This is a genomic window from Allomuricauda sp. ANG21 (genome assembly GCF_040705235.1).
Taxonomy (GTDB): domain Bacteria; phylum Bacteroidota; class Bacteroidia; order Flavobacteriales; family Flavobacteriaceae; genus Flagellimonas; species Flagellimonas marina.
On the sequence record NZ_JBFCVT010000002.1, the window covers coordinates 817356 to 835168 of the forward strand.

23 protein-coding genes are annotated in these 17813 nt (G+C 41.8%); 3 read left to right on the forward strand and 20 right to left on the reverse strand.

Going from position 1 to position 17813, the window contains the following annotated elements; translation table 11 throughout:
- Nucleotides 1-23 precede the first annotated feature (23 nt).
- Both AB1A65_RS05975 and AB1A65_RS05980 read left to right on the forward strand, forming a co-directional pair.
- Nucleotides 24-1841 (forward strand): lysophospholipid acyltransferase family protein, encoded by a 1818-nt coding sequence (locus AB1A65_RS05975; protein WP_366586698.1) that lies wholly within the window; start codon nucleotides 24-26, stop codon nucleotides 1839-1841.
- Between the two features lie 41 nt (nucleotides 1842-1882).
- Entirely contained in the window at nucleotides 1883-2890 is a 1008-nt protein-coding gene (locus AB1A65_RS05980; RefSeq protein ID WP_366586700.1) for a carboxypeptidase-like regulatory domain-containing protein, read from the forward strand.
- A gap of 13 nt (nucleotides 2891-2903) precedes the next feature.
- On the opposite strand, the gene AB1A65_RS05985 is transcribed toward AB1A65_RS05980, so the two are convergent.
- From AB1A65_RS05985 to serS, 18 genes are all read right to left on the reverse strand, one after another.
- A complete protein-coding gene (locus AB1A65_RS05985) occupies nucleotides 2904-3326 on the reverse strand; it encodes an arsenate reductase ArsC (RefSeq protein ID WP_366586703.1) in 423 nt (140 codons plus the stop codon).
- Nucleotides 3327-3348: 22 nt separating this feature from the next.
- Complete coding sequence (locus AB1A65_RS05990) at nucleotides 3349-3840, reverse strand: N-acetyltransferase family protein (protein WP_366586706.1); 492 nt, start codon at nucleotides 3838-3840, stop codon at nucleotides 3349-3351.
- 8 nt (nucleotides 3841-3848) lie between these two features.
- Nucleotides 3849-4343 (reverse strand): DUF6428 family protein, encoded by a 495-nt coding sequence (locus tag AB1A65_RS05995; RefSeq protein ID WP_366586709.1) that lies wholly within the window; start codon nucleotides 4341-4343, stop codon nucleotides 3849-3851.
- A 2-nt stretch (nucleotides 4344-4345) separates the two neighbouring features.
- Nucleotides 4346-4669, reverse strand: coding sequence for a metalloregulator ArsR/SmtB family transcription factor (locus tag AB1A65_RS06000; protein ID WP_366586712.1), 324 nt, complete (start codon nucleotides 4667-4669; stop codon nucleotides 4346-4348).
- Between the two features lie 98 nt (nucleotides 4670-4767).
- Nucleotides 4768-5115, reverse strand: a complete 348-nt coding sequence (locus AB1A65_RS06005) for a TM2 domain-containing protein (RefSeq protein WP_366586714.1) — start codon at nucleotides 5113-5115, stop codon at nucleotides 4768-4770.
- Between the two features lie 53 nt (nucleotides 5116-5168).
- A complete protein-coding gene (locus AB1A65_RS06010) occupies nucleotides 5169-5555 on the reverse strand; it encodes a VOC family protein (protein ID WP_366586716.1) in 387 nt (128 codons plus the stop codon).
- Complete coding sequence (locus AB1A65_RS06015) at nucleotides 5552-6010, reverse strand: DUF1801 domain-containing protein (RefSeq protein ID WP_366586718.1); 459 nt, start codon at nucleotides 6008-6010, stop codon at nucleotides 5552-5554. The genes AB1A65_RS06010 and AB1A65_RS06015 overlap by 4 nt, the downstream gene beginning before the upstream one ends.
- Before the next feature lie 7 nt (nucleotides 6011-6017).
- Nucleotides 6018-6524 carry a DUF4199 domain-containing protein gene (locus tag AB1A65_RS06020; RefSeq protein WP_366586720.1) on the reverse strand — a complete coding sequence of 169 codons (507 nt, stop codon included), beginning with the start codon at nucleotides 6522-6524 and terminating at the stop codon, nucleotides 6018-6020.
- Between the two features lie 98 nt (nucleotides 6525-6622).
- The gene (locus AB1A65_RS06025; protein ID WP_366586723.1) at nucleotides 6623-7039 is read right to left on the reverse strand and encodes a LuxR C-terminal-related transcriptional regulator; all 417 of its coding nucleotides are present in this window, start codon (nucleotides 7037-7039) and stop codon (nucleotides 6623-6625) included.
- Between the two features lie 9 nt (nucleotides 7040-7048).
- Nucleotides 7049-7981: a 2-hydroxyacid dehydrogenase gene (locus AB1A65_RS06030; RefSeq protein WP_366586725.1), complete on the reverse strand. Its 933-nt coding sequence runs from the start codon at nucleotides 7979-7981 to the stop codon at nucleotides 7049-7051.
- An 18-nt stretch (nucleotides 7982-7999) separates the two neighbouring features.
- On the reverse strand, nucleotides 8000-8365 hold the full coding sequence (locus AB1A65_RS06035; RefSeq protein ID WP_366586728.1) for a cupin domain-containing protein: 366 nt from the start codon (nucleotides 8363-8365) through the stop codon (nucleotides 8000-8002).
- A gap of 31 nt (nucleotides 8366-8396) precedes the next feature.
- The gene (locus AB1A65_RS06040) at nucleotides 8397-8873 is read right to left on the reverse strand and encodes a DinB family protein (protein WP_366586731.1); all 477 of its coding nucleotides are present in this window, start codon (nucleotides 8871-8873) and stop codon (nucleotides 8397-8399) included.
- A 22-nt stretch (nucleotides 8874-8895) separates the two neighbouring features.
- Nucleotides 8896-10248 carry a magnesium transporter gene (gene mgtE, locus AB1A65_RS06045; protein ID WP_366586734.1) on the reverse strand — a complete coding sequence of 451 codons (1353 nt, stop codon included), beginning with the start codon at nucleotides 10246-10248 and terminating at the stop codon, nucleotides 8896-8898.
- A complete protein-coding gene (gene rsmA / locus AB1A65_RS06050; protein ID WP_366587080.1) occupies nucleotides 10235-11083 on the reverse strand; it encodes a 16S rRNA (adenine(1518)-N(6)/adenine(1519)-N(6))-dimethyltransferase RsmA in 849 nt (282 codons plus the stop codon). The genes mgtE and rsmA overlap by 14 nt, the downstream gene beginning before the upstream one ends.
- A 41-nt stretch (nucleotides 11084-11124) precedes the next feature.
- The gene (locus AB1A65_RS06055) at nucleotides 11125-11433 is read right to left on the reverse strand and encodes a gamma-glutamylcyclotransferase family protein (protein ID WP_366586736.1); all 309 of its coding nucleotides are present in this window, start codon (nucleotides 11431-11433) and stop codon (nucleotides 11125-11127) included.
- A 4-nt stretch (nucleotides 11434-11437) separates the two neighbouring features.
- Nucleotides 11438-11755, reverse strand: a complete 318-nt coding sequence (locus tag AB1A65_RS06060; protein ID WP_366586738.1) for a DUF4286 family protein — start codon at nucleotides 11753-11755, stop codon at nucleotides 11438-11440.
- A 161-nt stretch (nucleotides 11756-11916) separates the two neighbouring features.
- Entirely contained in the window at nucleotides 11917-13704 is a 1788-nt protein-coding gene (locus AB1A65_RS06065) for a tetratricopeptide repeat protein (protein ID WP_366586741.1), read from the reverse strand.
- Nucleotides 13705-13781: 77 nt separating this feature from the next.
- A complete protein-coding gene (serS, locus tag AB1A65_RS06070; protein ID WP_366586744.1) occupies nucleotides 13782-15053 on the reverse strand; it encodes a serine--tRNA ligase in 1272 nt (423 codons plus the stop codon).
- A 93-nt stretch (nucleotides 15054-15146) separates the two neighbouring features.
- Here serS and AB1A65_RS06075 point away from each other — a divergent pair, with 93 nt between their 5' ends.
- Complete coding sequence (locus tag AB1A65_RS06075) at nucleotides 15147-15527, forward strand: VOC family protein (RefSeq protein WP_366586746.1); 381 nt, start codon at nucleotides 15147-15149, stop codon at nucleotides 15525-15527.
- On the opposite strand, the gene AB1A65_RS06080 is transcribed toward AB1A65_RS06075, so the two are convergent.
- Both AB1A65_RS06080 and AB1A65_RS06085 read right to left on the reverse strand, forming a co-directional pair.
- Complete coding sequence (locus AB1A65_RS06080) at nucleotides 15524-16861, reverse strand: HTTM domain-containing protein (protein WP_366586748.1); 1338 nt, start codon at nucleotides 16859-16861, stop codon at nucleotides 15524-15526. The genes AB1A65_RS06075 and AB1A65_RS06080 overlap by 4 nt on opposite strands.
- The gene (locus AB1A65_RS06085; protein WP_366586749.1) at nucleotides 16862-17791 is read right to left on the reverse strand and encodes a bifunctional riboflavin kinase/FAD synthetase; all 930 of its coding nucleotides are present in this window, start codon (nucleotides 17789-17791) and stop codon (nucleotides 16862-16864) included.
- Nucleotides 17792-17813 lie beyond the last annotated feature (22 nt).

Here is a 17813-nt window from a genome sequence, read left to right on the forward strand (position 1 = left end):
ATACCTAATAATAAAGATAGTTCATGGGGTTGGTTTCTGCGAAAGAAGTGGCTAAGGTGATTCACCTTGATAAATATGGATTCTTGGGCACTTTTGTGGGGTGGCTTTTGATGGTTGCCACAAAGATTACGACCATAAATCGATTCTACAACAAGAACAAAGAGCTCCCTGGTCCGGAATTTCTGGATTCTATTTTAGACCATTACGAAATAGACTTCGAGATTCCAGAGGAGGATTTAAAGCGATTGCCCAAAGCAGGGCCCTATATTACCATAAGTAATCATCCGCTGGGAGGAATTGATGGGGTTTTGTTATTAAAACTTTTGCTGAAGGAACGTCCCGATTTTAAAATCATCGCCAATTTTTTACTGCACCGTATTGAGCCGTTGCGGCCCTACATTATGCCAGTTAACCCTTTTGAAGAACATAAGGATGCCAAGAGTAGCATTATGGGTTTTAAAAGTGCTCTGGCCCATCTAAAGGAAGGCCACCCATTGGGAATTTTTCCTGCTGGTGAAGTGTCAACTTACCGCGATGGAAAATTGGTGGTTGACCGGCCGTGGGAGGAAGCGGCCATTAAACTGATTCGTAAGGCAGAGGTTCCTGTAGTTCCTATATATTTTCATGCTCGTAACAGTCGACTTTTTTATCGACTATCTAAAATGAATGATGTTTTTAGAACGGCCAAATTGCCATCTGAGCTTACCTCGCAGAGTAGACGGCCCATTAAAGTGCGTATTGGACAACCCATTTCCGTGGCCACCCAAAATGAGGAGGAGACTTTGGAGTCGTATACCGAATTACTTCGGAAGAAAACCTACCTCTTGGCCAATGTTTTTGAAAAGGAACGGTTGATTGATAAGGTGCCCACCAGTTTAAAGATTCCAAAACCTCCCAAGAAAATTGCTATGCCCGTAAGTGCAAAAGTGTTGGAGGGCGAAATTGAACGATTACGTGAAAAGGATTGCAGGGTGCTCCAAAGCAAAAATTACGAGGTTTACCTAGCGCAACAACGAGATATGCCCTTCTGTTTGAACGAGATTGGTAGACAGCGTGAAATTACTTTCCGGGAAGTAGGGGAGGGAACCAACAATGCCATTGATTTGGATAAGTTTGATTCCTATTACCACCACCTGTTTTTATGGGATAATGAAGAAAAGACCATTGTTGGTGCCTACCGAATGGGGTTGGGTTCGGAGATTTTCAAAAAATACGGGATTGATGGGTTTTATCTCCAGGATTTATTCCGTTTTGAGCCCGAACTGTATGGCATGATGGAGAAATCCATAGAAATGGGACGGGCCTATATTGTGAAGGAATACCAACAAAAACCCATGCCCTTGTTTTTATTGTGGAAAGGTATTGTGCACACCACTTTGCGGCATCCGGAGCATAAATATTTGATTGGGGGCGTGAGTATCAGCAACCAGTTTTCCAACTTTTCCAAATCCTTGATGATCGAGTTTATGAAATCCAACTATTGGGACCCGTATGTGGCCCAATACATTCGACCAAAAAAAGAATTTAAGGTACAACTCAAGGATGCCGACAAAGAGTTTGTTTTTGATGAAACCCAAGCCGACCTTAATAAGTTTGATAAATTGATCAGTGAAGTAGAGCCAGGAAGCCTACGATTACCAGTTTTGATTAAAAAATACATCAAACAGAATGCAAAAGTAGTGGCGTTCAATGTAGACCCGCTGTTCAATAACTCCGTAGACGGATTAATGTACATAAAGATAGCGGACCTACCTGAGGACACCGTTAAACCGGTTATGGAGGAGTTTCAGGCGGAATTGGAACGAAAAGTTGCTGAAGGTTTGGTCAATAATGAGGACTAAGCCAGCATCAATAATGAGAATTGAAGAAACAATATTTCTTTATGAGACTATCGGCTGTTCTTTTTCTAATTTTTACCATTCACCTCCAATCCCAAGAGATTCAAGGGGTCATTTTTGATGTAGAAACCCAGGAACCTCTTTTTGGTGTTTCAGTTTACTATGATGGGAGTTCCGTAGGCACTATCACCGATGAAGAGGGAAGTTTTAGAATACGCCTTCCGTATCAAAATAAAGCTATTCTTGTCGTCAGTCATTTAGGATATGTGACCAAAAAAATAACAAACTTGCCCAGTGGTTCTACATTGCGGATAGGACTTGAAGAAGAAGTTGAAAGTTTGGATGAGGTGGTGCTAACCTCGGACCCTTTTTCCCGAAAAGAAAAAATGGAAGTTTTTAGGTTGGAGTTTTTGGGAGATACCCGGGGAGGTCGGGCCAGTGAAATTATCAATGAAGAGGATATTCATCTTTATTTTGACTCACAGGACAATACACTTACCGCAAGCAGTGAAAAACCTGTGATTATTCAGAATGCATATTTAGGATATAGAATTCATTTTGATATTGATGATTTTAAAATTTTCTTCAAATCGAAAAGTCTTGAACGGACGGACAATATCTACCAAACATTATTTGACGGAACTACACGCTTTTACGATACTGCCAAAGGAGATTCTAAAATTGTGGATAGAAGACAAAAAGCTTACTTAGGCTCCCCCAGACATTTTATAAGGGCTTGTTGGTACGGAGATTTTGAGAATCAAAATTTTAGATTAAAAAAGGGGTCTAAGAATTTAAAAATCTTCGATTTATTGGAAAAAAGGGATGATTCCGAAGGAGATTTACGGGAAGTACGGTTTCTTGAAAATCAATTTGTAATTTATCATAGGAAAAAGAGTAATTATCGGTCTACTCTCAAAATAAGTGAAGTAGACACCACTTATATTATGGATAGATACGGCAATTACGTGCCTTTTGAAAGTATGGTTTTTGGGGGACATATGTCTAGTTATAGGGTAGGCGATATGCTCCCTATGGACTATGGTTACTAGAGGTCACTATTCATCAATCCATAAGCTCTTCCTTTACAAAATCGTGACAAAACTCCTTTATTTCATCCCGGGTACTTACAAAAGCCTCATGAATTTCTTGGTCTGAACCATCTACTTTGGATGGATCTACAAAGTTTTGATGGAGGCGTCTCGCATTTTTTGAAGGGATAAAGGGACAGTGTTCCTTGGCATGGTCACATACTGTGATGATATAGTCCCACTCGATACCAGTATACTCATCCACATGGTTGGAGGTATGGTGGGAAATATCAACTTTATCCTCTTTCATAATGGAAACCGCCATGGGGTTAAGGCCATGGGTTTCTATACCGGCACTGTAAATATTGGCCAGTTTGTCTTGAAAGTGGTTTAAATACCCGTGGGCCATTTGACTGCGGCACGAGTTTCCTGTGCAGAGCACCAATACATTTTTCATTTTGTGTTTTTTGATTTGATATTTAGTCTATTCCAACTTTGTGGCTTCGTTTTTCAAACAATAAATTGTCTTTCCAAACTCCATGAATCTTACCCACGCGTTCGCGTTTGCCAATATAGCGAAAACCAACATTCTCATGGAGTTTAATACTTGCTTTATTTTCAGGAAAAACACCGGACTGAAGGGTCCAAAAGCCCGCTTTCTCACTTTCTTCAATAAGCTTCTCTAAAAGTAATTTTCCAACCCCTTTTCCACGACTTTCCGCAGCGATGTATACGCTAACTTCGCCAACGCCTCCATATACGCATCTGCTGGAAACGGGCGATAGGGCGGCCCAGCCCAAAATAACACCATCATCCTCTGCCACCAAGCGACAGGAAGAAACATGGGCAGCGTCCCAACTTTCGTAGGTGGGAGCATTGGTTTCAAAAGTGGCAAAGCCAGTGGCTATACCTTCGGTATAGATTTGGCATACGTGCTCCCAATCTGAGGCTTGCATATTGCGAATCATCATAAATGTAGTTAGCAACATCCAGAACCTGGGGCGCAACCAGCGGAGGCTCCTTCCTTAACTTCAACAGTAGGTTCAATCCCACAAGTTTCCTTCGCTTTGCAATCTGTTTTTTGAACAGTTAGCTTTATGGTCAAGGATTGGTCATCCAAGGTGTAATCGTTTACAAAAAGTTGCGCTGTGTGAAAGTCATCATTACTGTACTCGAACTTAATTTCAGCATCTTGTTCCATGGGCTTAATTCGGTCCACCTTATTGAGGATGGCCAAAGCCTTGTAAATGGACATAAAATCTCGTTTGCCCTTTTCTTTTGGACTTTCCCAAAGTTGAATAACGGTCTCCTTCCAGAAATCGGTTCCAGCTCCACAATCCACAGAGTCAATCGTGATATTTTTTACTTCGGTGATATGATAATTGGCCCCAACCAGCTTGTCTGGAGCATATTCAAAAAGCAAACTTTTGTTCTGATGTTGTTTTAATACGGATAGAAATTCGGATGTTTTCATGGCTAACAGCAATTACGGTTAATATTGGAAAAGAACTGATGAAACGAGTGTTGAAGTTCCTCCCATCGTTCTTGGTTGATGCAATAACAGAGGTTTTTTCCCTCAAAAGTTCCTTTTAGGAGTCCAATTTTTTTGATTTCGTTCAAATGTTGTGAGATGGTGGGTTGGGCCAGGCCGATGACATCCACCAGATCATTACAGATACAGGCATCCTGTTTGCTGATGTATTCCAAAATGGCAACACGTGCAGGATGGGCCAACACTTTGGCAACATGTGCCAGTTCATTGTGTGTTGGGGAAAAGATATGTGTTTTTGAAGCTCCCATAGGTTTTACTCTTTGGCAAAGATAAATATAATATTGCAATATTACGATAATTAGAGAAAATAAAAAAGCCAGAAGAGTTTTTCTCTGGCCTATTTTTTTTAGAACCAGGGTTTTTTGCCCACTTGGTACGTATTGTAAAATTCCTCATCCGACTTAGTCAAATAGATAATACCTTCAATAAGTCCAATGATACCGGGAATCCAAGCTAAAAAGGCACCGATGACAAAACATACCAAAATATAAGCTACTATGGAAAAGCCCAAAAGGATGAAGCCTTCTTTGTTGTACCCTAAAATAAATTTATGCACTCCTAGGGAACCCAATAGAATCGCTAAGATTCCAGCTAAAATTTTCTTGTTGTCACCTCCTGCGTTCTTAAGCCCCTCTGTAAATTCATCAGCGGTTTTTTTGGCTTCTTCTTTAAAGTCTTTTTTTTCTTCAGACATGGTCTTTAATGTGTTGGTTAAACGATTTCTAAATGTAGTAAATAATTTAATAGCTATAGAAATGCTTTATCAACAGGTTCCCAGAGTTCCAATTTGTTTCCCTCAGGATCCATAATCCACCCAAATTTTCCATAATCGTATTCCTCAATATCACCAACAATGGTAACGCCTTCGTTTTTCAATTGCTCAAGGAGTTCCACTAGGTTTTCTACCCTAAAGTTTATCATAAATTGTTTGTCGCTGGGCTGAAAATACGTAGTATCATCCTTAAAAGGGCTCCACTGGGTCATACAATCATTCCCTTCCTTATCTTTCCACCAAAAGGAGCAGCCATATTGGTCGGTGTTGAGACCTAAATGGGTTTTGTACCATTCTTTAATTTTATTCGGATCTTTGGTCTTAAAGAAAAATCCGCCGATTCCGGTTACTCTGTTTTTCATGTTTTTTTAATGTTTTGTTCATACAAGGCTATCCAATCCTTCGGGGTCATTTTTTGGCACAGATCCGCTATCAACGCAGAGGGAATGGTATTCATGTTCTTAAACCGGATACAGCTTTTACCCATGTCCAATTTGGTCTTTACGTATTTCGGGTATTCCCTTACAAACCAGTCGTGTAACTCTTTGTCCGCATAGATTCCCGAGTGGTAGAGCGCCACAAAATTCTTTTGTGAAGCAATATTGATAAAAGGTAACGGCAACTTTGGGTCAACATGATAGCCATTTGGGTATAACGAGTGCGACACCACATAACCGATCATTTTATAGCTGATACATTCTTCAAAACCGTTGGGAAGATTACTTTTCACCGTTTCCCGAAGTTGGGATACTGCCTCTTTACGATTTTCTGGCAATTTACTGATGTATTCGTCCGGGGTTTGGGCGTCTATGGTCATATTGATGCTATTTTCGTTGGAGGATCAATGCAGAAAGCAGCGAAATAATAAATCCAATCACAAAAACTGTCATCGCCATTAATGCAAAGGAGAACAACGGGTTTGAAAAAAGTGCTTTTTGCGATTCCATCTCAGCTAATTTTACTTCAAACTCATCTGGTGGAAGCGATTCTTTTAAGGTTTCCACACTGTGGCTATAATATTCGGTCATAAAATCTGGGTTGAGTACTTCAGTATAAAAAACATCAAGAATCCCAAATGCCAAGGCCGTGATCAAACTTATCAGAATACCGATGACAAGTGCTTTTTTGAAACTTACCTTACCATCATTTTCCTTATCTCGATAGTGTTTGATGCCTAAAAAGACAAAACTCAGTGATAGTATCATGGATATATACCCTAAAACCTCTTGGGAGAAGTTGGGGAGGTCGTTAAATACGAACCAACTTAAAAGGAACAATACGCAAATGGTGATGGCTCCATATAGGCCAAACTTGGTAACGGTTTTTTTCATGGTCAATTCATTAAAAGTTGATTCAAATGTAGTATTTGGGCCAAAAGAATGGCTCATACTAAAGTACCAAAATCAAGGTATATCAAGCTTAAAATGAATTAAATGCCCAAAATTTGAAGGTCTTTTGCCCGTTGGATGGCTTGGGTGCGGCGTTTGGCATTCAATTTTACCAAAAGGTTGGAGACATGGGTCTTAATGGTACTTTCAGAAACAAAAAGTGACTCTGCAATCTCCCTGTTGGACAGCCCTCTTGAAATTTCAACCAATACTTCATATTCACGCTGACTGATACCAAGTTCCTCTACTTTTTTTAGATTGATGGCAGGGTCGACATTCTCTTTTTTTCGAAGCGATTTTTTGTTGATGTAGATTCCGATGAAGAAGAAAATCACGGCGATTATGGCTATGATGATCTCTATGGAAATGTCACCAGACCAATACGCATATTTACTCAATTGAAAGAGAACGAGTAGCGCAACGATTAGGGCTGAAAACACAAATATGGTCTTTTTCACCCACTAAATTTAGCAAAATCTAGCTTTAACCTTGTCCACAATGGTTTGAGCCAACTTTTCTTTGCTTTCCACTGTCCATCCGGCCACATGAGGGGTCAAAAGAACATTTTTGGCCTTTCGTAAATATTTAAATGCCTTTGGTTTTTGGACGAACATGTTCTCGAAGGATTTTTTTTCGTACTCCAGAACGTCCAATCCGGCACCTAATATTTTTCCTGATTTCAATGCCTCCACCAAATCTTTGGTAACCACGCATTTTCCACGGGCGGTGTTCAACAACCAAAATGGATTGTGAAAACCATTGATGAATGCTGTATTGACCATGCCAATGGTCTTTTCGGTTTGGGGAACATGCAGACTCACCACATCTGATTTTTGCTGAAATTCCATGATTCCTACTTGACGGGCGTTATCATCGCCAACCCCGCCGACTATATCATAGCAGATGACCTCCACATCAAAACCGCGTAACTTTTTGGCAAAGGCCTTTCCCATATTTCCATAGCCAATAATCCCCACGGTTTTTCCATCAAGTTCTTCACCTCGGTTGCCTTCGCGGTCCCATTTTCCTTTTTTTACCTCGCGGTTGGCCTTTGTCATTTTGTTCATAAGGGACAACAACATACCCAAAGTGTGCTCACCAACGGCAATTCTGTTTCCTTCTGGAGCAGATGCTAGAAATATGCCTTTCTCCTTGGCAAATTGGGTGTCTATGTTTTCCAATCCGGCACCAACCCGTCCAATGAACTTTAAATTGGTGGCCTTGTCCAAAAACTGATGGTCTATAGTAAACCGGCTTCTTATGATGATACCATCGTATTTGTCAATAGTTTTTTCAACTTCTTCTTTGGTTGAAGTGTAATCTTCGTGGTTTTCAAAACCTAATTGGGCAAACTGCTCCAAAAGCAGGGGGTGGTTGGTATCCAAGTGGAGAACTTTCATGGGTCAAATATACAACTCCTAGATTTTTGGATAATGCGTCTGTGTTTTTTCATGCTGCACTTTGCCAGTGTGCGCAGTGGTGAGCTTTTCGAACAACAAAACATGGACTTCTTCGCCATTTTTGGTCATGGGATTGTGCTCCACTCCTTTGGGCACCACAATGATTTCGCCTTCATTTACCACTTCGGTCCTGTCGCGAAACTGCATGTACAAAGTGCCTTTAATCACTTGGAAGAGTTCATCTTCATGCTCATGGGCATGCCACACAAACTCCCCCTGTAATTTGGCCAGAAGTACTTGCATATTATCCACTACAGCAATTTGGTGCGGGTGCCATTGGCTGGAGAACTCAGCATGTTTTTGTTTTAGATTGATGGATTTCATAATCTTAGTTTTACGTAATTGAGATGAGGAGTTATTCAGCCTGAATCATTTTATTTATCAGCACAATTTGACCGAGATGATAGTAGCTATGCTCAATCACGCCCTCAATGTTTCGCTGATAGGTTCCGTATTTTTCATCAACAAAATAATCATCAAATTGTGAATCTTCCATGCTTTCTACATGCGCTACAAACTTTTCGGAGTTCACCACAAATTGATGCTTCAACTTCTTCCAATCTGTTTCAGATTGGATTGGGGGCATTTCAAAACTGTATTTATCCCGAATTTCGAGTTTTCCTCCGTTAAACACATTTAGGATGCCAGCCAAGTAATAATTAAGATGGTAGGTAAGTAGCGCAACAGTATTTAAGGAACCTATCTTCTGGTTGGCCTGTTGCCATGATATACTTTCTATTTGCTCCTTAATATTGGTTTGGGCAATCCAGCGACCGCTTAAAAGAACTTCCTGTAACCGAGATGCCATGAATTCACTTCTATTCGATTTCATTGGTGTGTATTGGCTAAAGAAACTAGATTCCCAAAATAAGTTTGGCGATCCAAAAATAAATCAAGATGCCAAAAATATCGTTGCTTGTGGTGATAAAGGGGCCTGTGGCAATGGCGGGATCAATATTTCTTTTATGAAGGAACAATGGGATAAATGTGCCTATTAGACCAGCAACAACGATCACTACCACCAAAGAGAGTGATATGGCCAAAGCGGTGGCAAAAGCACCTTTCCAAATCCAAGTAAATAATAAGAGCAGAAGGGCAAGAATGAGTCCATTTAAAAGGGCTAATAACATTTCTTTTATGAGTCGATGGCTCACACTCCCCTTTAGATCATCATTGGCAAGCCCCTGAACAATGATGGCACTGGATTGCACCCCTACGTTCCCGGCCATGGCAGCAATCAATGGAGTAAAGTAAAATAGGACAGCATGTTTGGAGATCATTTCTTCAAAACCTCCCATGATGGCCGCTGCTCCCAATCCGCCCAATAAACCTAGAATGAGCCAAGGCAATCTGGCGCGTGTCAATTCCCAAATGCTATCATCGGCTTCAACCCCTTGGGATATACCGGCCGCCATTTGATAATCCCTGTCAGCTTCTTCACGGATTACGTCCACAATATCATCAATGGTAATTCGGCCTACCAATCTTCCAATCTCATCTACCACCGGAATAGCTTCCAAGTCGTATTTGGACATGATCTTGGCAACTTCTTCCCCTTTTTCATTTACGTTTACAGCATCGACCTTAGCAATGTACACATCTTTGATGTGCGTTTTGGTGGAGGTGGTGAGCAAATCCTTTAAGGAAAGCCTTCCTTTAAGTTTACCTTCATCATCCACAACATAAATGGAATGTACCCGAGTAACATTTTCTGCTTGGGCTCGCATTTCCTTAACGCATGTGGTAACGGTCCAATTCTCGTTGACTTTCACCAACTCCTTGGCCATGAGTCCCCCAGCAGAGTCATCCTCATAACGCAAAAGATCTACAATATCCTTGGCGTGCTCCCTATCCTCTATTTCAGAAATTACCTCCTGAATGAGTTCTTTGGGAAGTTCGTTGATGATGTCTGCGGCATCATCCGTATCCAATTCGGATAGCTCATCTGCAATTTCCTTGGCGGTAAGGTTTTTCAGAACAGCTTCCCGGATATCCTCATGCATTTCTGCAAGGATGTCCGATGTCTTTTCACTATCCAAGAGTTTGATGAGATAGGTGGCTTCCTCCACATTGAGCTCATCCGCTATTTCGGCGACATCGGCATAGTGGAATTCCCGCATCATCGACTGAAGCGCACTGTTTTTTTCTTCGGCGATCAGTTGTCTGATGTCATCTAAAAGCTCGTCTGTAAGTTTAAACGGGGTCATTGGCTATCTTTTGGGTCAACGTTACAAAATCTGCCACACTGAGCTGTTCCGGGCGTTGGTCAAAGATAGTATCTTCTTTTAGAATATCAGAGAGATTGAAGGTTTTAAGGCTATTGCGGAGCGTCTTTCTCCGTTGATTGAACGCTGTTTTTACCACTTTGAAGAAAAGGCGCTCGTCGCAGGGCAAATTGAGCTCTTTTTTTCGGGTGAGTCGCAAAACGCCTGAATCAACTTTGGGTGGAGGATCAAATACACCGGGAGGTACGGTAAACAAATATTCTGCGTGGTAATAGGCTTGTACCAATACGGAGAGAATACCATAGGTTTTGCTGCCAGGGCCCTCACAAATGCGTTTTGCCACTTCTTTTTGGAACATTCCCGAAAATTCAGGCACCTGTTGCCGCATTTCCAGCATTTTAAAAACAATCTGACTGGATATATTGTAAGGGAAGTTTCCAGTGATGGCAAATTGCTCATCCCCGTACAATTCCTGCAAATTGAATTTGAGAAAATCCGCTTCAAGAACGTTAAGATTCTTATTTTTCTTGATCACTTCTGGATGTTCCAAAGGAAAGCTGTGGTTCAGGTAGACAATGGATTCCTCGTCCAAATCCATGGCCACCAAGTCCATGCCGCGCATCAGAAGATATTTGGTGAGAACACCCATCCCCGGTCCAATCTCCAGGACATTGCTATAGCCATCCAAAGAAAGCGTATCCGCTATTTTTTTGGCAATGGCCTCATCTTTTAGAAAGTGCTGCCCCAAATGCTTCTTGGCTTTTACCGCACCCTCATGCTGTCCATTTTCGGGCTTTCTGGTTTTGCCGTTACCCAATTTTCTTTTCTTCTTTTTGGACACGGAGGTTTTTTTGCAAGTTACTGGGAATTTTCGATATAAACCCAAGCCATTAAGCCAGATTCCAGATTGAATTTTTCCCGTTTGTACGCACTGGTTTCGTAGATGTCGGCTTTTTTTAGGTCGGCTGTGGAAACTTTGTAGACCATACCCTCAACCTTGTCTTCTTCATTTTTGGTATGAAGCACTAAAGGATACCGACCATAAACCGCATTTTCAAATCGTTTGAAGCCAAAGAGAGCGTCTGATTTTCCATCCAAAATCCGCCCAAAAAGATATTCCTGCACCTGCAGGTCCTGTAACGTACCGTAGGTAAAAAGATAGTCCAATGGGTTACGGTATTTGTTGGTTGATGACTTCGAGCTCAGTTCTAAAGGCAACAAATTTATTGGGAAATAATTTTTGGGCCTCGGCTCTTAAACGTTCAGCATCTTGTTGGTAATACGATTCCAGAGTTTTTCGGTCCTGGGTCGTATATTGGATGGAATAGGTTATGCCTCCCATATCCTCCTCGACCAAAACCTTTACCATTTTGGCATGGGAGAATTTTCCAGTGCTGAGCATATCAGGAATGTGCTTGTCCCGCATCCAAATAAGCCATTCGTTATGGACACTTTCATCTATGTTGATGGTAACGTTGTATATGAGCATCTACTTTTGGTTTGGAAGGTTGAAAATTAACGTATTTTTTGACAACTCAATAGTTGTAACAAGTCATTTTGAAATGAGTGCCGATACCTAACGGCACGATTGAGAAATCTATTTGTTAGTTGGATGAGTGGATTCCTGCCCGTACGAGAATGACAATGCTCTTAGTTAATGGCATCACCGCGAAGCCTTCTAAAATTCTTTCGTGCTTGGGGAAAATAATAACTGTCCTGATAGTTGTAGATGATTTTTTCGTACTGACTTTTTGCTTTTTCGGGTTCGTTGAGGATATTTCTGTACAGTTCGCCCAAGGCAAAATGGGCATCATCAGCTAAAATTCCATCCGAATAGAATTCCACGATTTTTTTATAGTTGAACTCGGCACTTTCGTAGTCCTTTTGTTGTACCAGAAGTTCGGCTTGTTTTAGCAGGGCTTCGTCTTCAATTTTTTCGCCTTTGTGGTTTTGCAAAATCTCTTCCAAAACGGCAATGGCCTCCTTGTTTTTGTTTTGATAGGCCAATAGGTCAGCCCGTGCGTACTTTTTTAATGCGGTTTGGGTGGAATCTTCCAAAGAGTTGTCCGAAATCAATAGGCTCAATTGCATGGCATCGTTGGCGATGAGCTGGGATGTGGAGCTTCGAAGCACCTTCAATTGGGTAAGCGCCCAATCAAAATCGCCTTTGTAAAAACTGGTCTGTGCCACTTTGAATCGTGCATTTTGACCTAAAACATCATTTTTTAGGCTTTTTTGCACCTGGGTGAAATTGATCAACGCCTGATTGAACTGCTGATTGTACACCAAAATATCCCCTAGGGCCAATTTTACATACGCCACGGCCATGCGGTTCATGGGAAGTTCCAAGCTTTCTTTGAGCAAAGCAATAGCAGGTTCGGGTCGTTCCCGCTTAAACGTTAGGAAATTGGCATAGGCAATCTGGAGTTGGAGCGTTCTACTTTCATTTCCGTATTCCGCCTCCAAATCCTGAAACTTTTTTTCTACCTCATCCAATGTTTTTTCTGTTGGATTTAGCAACACAATGTCGATAAGATTGAGCTCGGCATTCAATTTGGTTCTGGGCTCTTGGGCATTTTCAACGATGTATTCAAAAATGACAGTTGCATTTTCAAGATCGTTGTCCTCCAAAGCAATCTGACCCAAATTTTCAAGTCGGTCCAGGGAATTATCCTCAGTACGTTTAAAAATGGCTTTCTCCTGGCTGAAGGCACTGTTGTACTGTTTTTGTTGCACAAAGAGCCAGCTCAACAATTCGTTCCAAAGAATATCCGGGTTTTGCTGCGCATTTTTGAGCAGCACTTTTTGGAGTAAGACATTGTTGGCGTCTGCCGGGTCTTCCGAAATAAAATCATCGATGTTTCGGAGAACGTTGGAGCGTGAGGTACGTCCTTGCCAAATAAGGTTCAGGTAGGATTGGTACATTTTTTCAATATCGCCCTGTTCTCCATAAATTCGAGCTAACTGAAAATCGTAGTTCAACTCTGGTTTTAAGGCCATGGCGTTAGAATAAGCTTTTACGGCATAATCCAAGAGCGCATATTTTTGAAAGCGATATCCAACACTGTACCCATAATTGGGATTTTCATTAATTTTTAGGATGGCTTGGTCATAGTATTCCGTTGCTCTATCCGATTGGTTTTGAAGGGTATAATTATAACCCAACTCGATAAAAAATGTGGGGAATGCGTAGGGGTCATCAATCTTCTCTAAAAGGAATGCCTCGGCATCTTCATAACGCTCCAATTGTTGATAACACGCTACCAGTCCTTCGGAATAATCGGTGCGCCTTGGATTTTGTTCCACCAATTTGGCGTAAAAGACCACGGCTTTCTCGTAATCCCCATCATTAAAGTACTGCTTGGCCAGAAAGTCTTCTTGGGCATGGGCGTAGGTCAGTAGGCAAAAGCACGATATGAGAAATAAAAAGTATCGCAATAGCACAGTTTATTTCAAATATAACGCAGAAAAGCTGGGGATTCTGTTAAGCGAATCCAAATAAATTGATGAAATCCTTAATCAATCACATCAAAACCGCAATAGGGAACCAAAACCTCGGGGATTTTGATACCATTTTCCGTTTGATAATTTTCCAGAATGCCCGCCAAAACCCGTGGCAGTGCCAAAGCACTTCCATTTAAAGTGTGCGCCAACTGACTTTTTCCATTTTCATCCTTAAAACGAAGCTTTAAACGGTTGGCTTGGAAGGTTTCAAAATTGGAAACGGAACTGATTTCCAACCATCGGTCTTGGGCCGTTGAAAACACTTCGAAATCGTAGGTGAGGGCAGAGGTGAAGCCTAGATCCCCGCCACAAAGCCGAAGAATACGATAGGGCAACTTCAATTCCCGGAGGATATTTTTAACGTGCTCCACCATCTCATCCAAAGCTTGGTAGGATTTGCTAGGGTGCTCCAAGCGTACAATCTCCACTTTGTCAAATTGGTGCAAACGGTTCAAACCGCGAACATGGGCTCCGTAGCTTCCTGCCTCTCTTCTAAAACAGGGTGTATATCCAGTATATTTTATGGGGAAATCACCTTCCGCCAAAATATCGTCACGGTGCAAATTGGTCACGGGTACTTCCGCAGTGGGAATCAAATAGAGGTCATCTGCCTGCACATGGTACATCTGCCCTTCTTTATCGGGCAGCTGGCCTGTTCCATAGCCTGAGGCTTCATTGACCAAATGCGGGACCTGCATTTCGGTGTAGCCAGCTTCCGTATTTTTATCCAGAAAATACGAAATCAAAGCACGCTGCAGACGAGCGCCCTTTCCTTTGTAAACGGGAAAACCGGCACCGGAAATCTTTACGCCGAGCTCAAAATCGATAATGTCATATTTCTTGGCAAGCTCCCAATGGGGTAGCGCATTTTCGGTTAAGGCGGGCACATCGCCTTCCCGAAATATCTCTTCGTTATCCGCATCACTGCTTCCGGCAGGTACAGAGTCGTGGGGAATGTTGGGAATGAGGTATAGTTCCTCCTGCAGAGCTTCAGCAGTGGCGTTTAGATCATCACCCAATTGCTTGGAAGTTTCTTTTAATCCTGCTGTTTTTTCCTTTAAGGCGTTGGCTTCCTGTGCTTTTCCTGATTTGAAAAGCATTCCAATTTCTTTGGAAAGTTTGTTAGATTCGGCCAGAGTGCTATCCAGTTCGGTTTGGATGGAACGTCTTTTTTCATCCAATTCGATAACTTTTGACAACATGAGTGCAGCATCGATATTGCGCTTTTTCAACGCGCTGATGATCTGTTCCTTATTCTCCCTAATAGTCTGTAATTGAAGCATGGCCTTATTTTGAGCGGCAAATTTAGGGAATTTACCCATCTTACACTACAACGTAAACAATTACCTTTGTACCGTCTAACTAAATAATCCAATATGATTTTTGAGCACTTTGCAGTGAATGTGGCTGATGCACCTTCGGTTGTGAAATGGTATGTGGCGCACTTGGGCCTTAAGGCACGTGTGGCTGATAAAAATCCACCTTTTATGACTTTTTTGGAAGACGGCACAGGACGTGTAGTGATAGAGTTCTACCAACGGACTGATGCTCCTGTATCTGATTTTTCCAAGGAAAACTCGTTAAGTTTTCATGTAGCCTTTGTGTCTGAAAATGCCGAAAACGATAAAAAGCGTTTGGTGGAAAGCGGTGCCACATTTGAGTTGGAGGTGAAGTTGGAGGATGGAAGTCATATTGTGATGCTTCGTGATCCCTGGGGCATGCCCTTACAATTGTGCCAACGGGCCAATCCTTTTTAGTCACTCGTTTTAGTGGAATCGGTTGGTTGTCGGGGCAAAATCCACTCATTATGGGCAAAATGCTTCCAGGGAACACTGGCCAGGTCCACTTTTGGGTCGATAAACTCATGATACTCGCCGCTGTTCACTTTTACCTTATTTGTGACAAAGACTTGGATATCCTCGCCCTTTTTGGCATATTCCTTTTTTAGATGTTGGGCAAATTGCCAGGCAAAATCGGGATAACAAGCCACTCTTCTGCGTTGTTTTTTGGTGAGATAGTCATCTAGATCAATATAGTTGACCTTCTTGGTGTCTTTGTTTACCACACGATAGCGAATGGTTCCGGAGCGACTACGGAGCATCATTCGCCAGCTAAGTCTATGGCCTTCCTCGGTCCATAGTACATCGTCTTTAAATGCATAATGACGAAGGGGAAGCACCAATTGAACCACAAAATAAATCCCAAGAATTCCAATGATGATGTTCCTATGTTTTGGAATGGTCAATAATTGGTCCACCACAATGTTTTTGGTTCTAAGAAAGATATTCCGGATGGTCTGCGGTTCAAAAAAGAAAACAATAAAGGCCAAAGAGAGATAGGGGAAAATACCAATCCTGAAAACGTAGCTATTGAACAAGTGGAAGAATATGGACAATGCAAAAGCAATTTTTCGAGTCGGTTTCCAGAGTAGGGCAGGAACAATGAGCAGATCAAATAAAATACCAAAGATGGCCACAATTTTGTGCACCCATTTTAGCTGAAGCAGCCCACCAATAAGTGGATAGTCATCCTTGGAGCGCATCAAGATGTCGATAATGCTAAAATCCAACCAATCCCCATATAGTTTAGCCACCGAAGCATAGGTGTAGACTATGAACAATTGTAAAATTATGGTCCACCGCACCCAATTGGGCATGGTGTGCGAATGTAGCTTCGGATTCAATTTGGCATCCAATGAAGCATCTCGTCCAGCAGGCAAAAAGGCCATGATGAAAGCAAGAAGCATCAATAAATAGTAATGATTGTTATAAGATGTTTTTTGCATCAAGTACACCCCGGTCCACATAAACGCAAAGGCGAGCGCACTAAACCGGTATTTGTAACCCAAAGTAATTAAAATACCGAGGGTACCCATGATGAAAAAATAGATGTACATCCCATTTCCGGGCAGGGGCTGGAGCCACTCAAATCCGATAAAGTTAAAGGTGAACTGTGGCTCAATGAGGGTTCTTCGAACCCATCCGGTGGCAATGGCCCCGTAACATTCGGCACTGACCAAAAGTCCATAGAAAATCCGGAAAACAATGAGCTGGGCATTGTCAATTCTCTTAAAAAGAAACCGATTCAGCATCTATCTGGAGATTAAGTCCAACGAAAAGTTTTTGTCTTTTTTCAGCTGTTCCCGTAATTCTTCAACGGAGCTGAACTTGTGTTCATCACGAATACGGTGCAAGATCTTAACCTGAATTTTTTGGTCATAGAGATCCCCTTCGAACTCAAAAAAGTTGACCTCAATACTTTTTTCGGTGCCAGATACGGTTGGATTGAAACCAATGTTCATCATACCATAATGTTTGATGCCATTAAGGGTACTTTTAACTACGTAAGACCCATTTTTTGGGATGAGCTTATAGGATTCAGCAATATGAAGGTTAGCCGTGGGGAAACCAAATTCCTTGCCCAACCCTTTACCTTTTTTTACCGTTCCGGTAAGCATGTAGGCATAGCTCAGGTAGCTGTTGGCCGTGACCACATCACCTTCTAAAAGTGCGTTCCTGATTTTAGTGGAGCTCACAGATACATCATCGATTTCTTGGGCGGGAATCTCCTCAACTTCAAAATCCAAAGTATTGCCAAACGCAATGAGATCTTGAATATTGGCATTGCGATTGCGCCCAAACCTGTGATCGTACCCAATAATAATTTTTTTAGCTTTTAGGCTGTTCACCAAAACATCTCGCACAAATTCGGTTGCCGAAAGTCGGGAAAAAGCCTTGGTAAAAGGGTGGATGATCAAATTATCCAACCCCAAACTCTCCAAGATCTGTGTTTTCTCTTCAATGGTGTTCAAGAGCTTTATCTCCGTATCTTTCTGCAAAACCATCCGCGGATGCGGGAAAAAAGTGAGCACGGTGGACTTTAATCCAGTGTTTTTGGCATTATTTATGAGGCGTTCCAATATCTTGCGATGGCCCAAATGGACACCATCAAAAGTGCCGATGGTAATAACAGTTTGATCGGTAATGTGCTTAAAAAGAGAAATGTCTTGGATTGTTTCCACCTAATCAAGAAATAAAAAAAGG

Excerpts from the sequence above, each read along its gene's own strand:
- AB1A65_RS06005 (WP_366586714.1), bottom strand. The coding sequence starts at position 5,115 with ATGTCTGAAGAAAAAAAAGACTTTAAAGAAGAAGCCAAAAAAACCGCT.
- AB1A65_RS06010 (WP_366586716.1), bottom strand. The coding sequence starts at position 5,555 with ATGAAAAACAGAGTAACCGGAATCGGCGGATTTTTCTTTAAGACCAAA.
- AB1A65_RS06060 (WP_366586738.1), bottom strand. The coding sequence starts at position 11,755 with ATGCTCATATACAACGTTACCATCAACATAGATGAAAGTGTCCATAAC.
- AB1A65_RS06030 (WP_366586725.1), bottom strand. The coding sequence starts at position 7,981 with ATGAAAGTTCTCCACTTGGATACCAACCACCCCCTGCTTTTGGAGCAG.
- AB1A65_RS05990 (WP_366586706.1), bottom strand. The coding sequence starts at position 3,840 with ATGATGATTCGCAATATGCAAGCCTCAGATTGGGAGCACGTATGCCAA.
- AB1A65_RS06075 (WP_366586746.1), top strand. The coding sequence starts at position 15,147 with ATGATTTTTGAGCACTTTGCAGTGAATGTGGCTGATGCACCTTCGGTT.
- AB1A65_RS05975 (WP_366586698.1), top strand. The coding sequence starts at position 24 with ATGGGGTTGGTTTCTGCGAAAGAAGTGGCTAAGGTGATTCACCTTGAT.
- AB1A65_RS05980 (WP_366586700.1), top strand. The coding sequence starts at position 1,883 with ATGAGACTATCGGCTGTTCTTTTTCTAATTTTTACCATTCACCTCCAA.
- AB1A65_RS05995 (WP_366586709.1), bottom strand. The coding sequence starts at position 4,343 with ATGAAAACATCCGAATTTCTATCCGTATTAAAACAACATCAGAACAAA.
- AB1A65_RS06000 (WP_366586712.1), bottom strand. The coding sequence starts at position 4,669 with ATGGGAGCTTCAAAAACACATATCTTTTCCCCAACACACAATGAACTG.
- AB1A65_RS05985 (WP_366586703.1), bottom strand. The coding sequence starts at position 3,326 with ATGAAAAATGTATTGGTGCTCTGCACAGGAAACTCGTGCCGCAGTCAA.
- AB1A65_RS06015 (WP_366586718.1), bottom strand. The coding sequence starts at position 6,010 with ATGACCATAGACGCCCAAACCCCGGACGAATACATCAGTAAATTGCCA.
- AB1A65_RS06035 (WP_366586728.1), bottom strand. The coding sequence starts at position 8,365 with ATGAAATCCATCAATCTAAAACAAAAACATGCTGAGTTCTCCAGCCAA.
- AB1A65_RS06020 (WP_366586720.1), bottom strand. The coding sequence starts at position 6,524 with ATGAAAAAAACCGTTACCAAGTTTGGCCTATATGGAGCCATCACCATT.
- mgtE (WP_366586734.1), bottom strand. The coding sequence starts at position 10,248 with ATGACCCCGTTTAAACTTACAGACGAGCTTTTAGATGACATCAGACAA.
- serS (WP_366586744.1), bottom strand. The coding sequence starts at position 15,053 with ATGCTTCAATTACAGACTATTAGGGAGAATAAGGAACAGATCATCAGC.
- AB1A65_RS06080 (WP_366586748.1), bottom strand. The coding sequence starts at position 16,861 with ATGCTGAATCGGTTTCTTTTTAAGAGAATTGACAATGCCCAGCTCATT.
- AB1A65_RS06040 (WP_366586731.1), bottom strand. The coding sequence starts at position 8,873 with ATGAAATCGAATAGAAGTGAATTCATGGCATCTCGGTTACAGGAAGTT.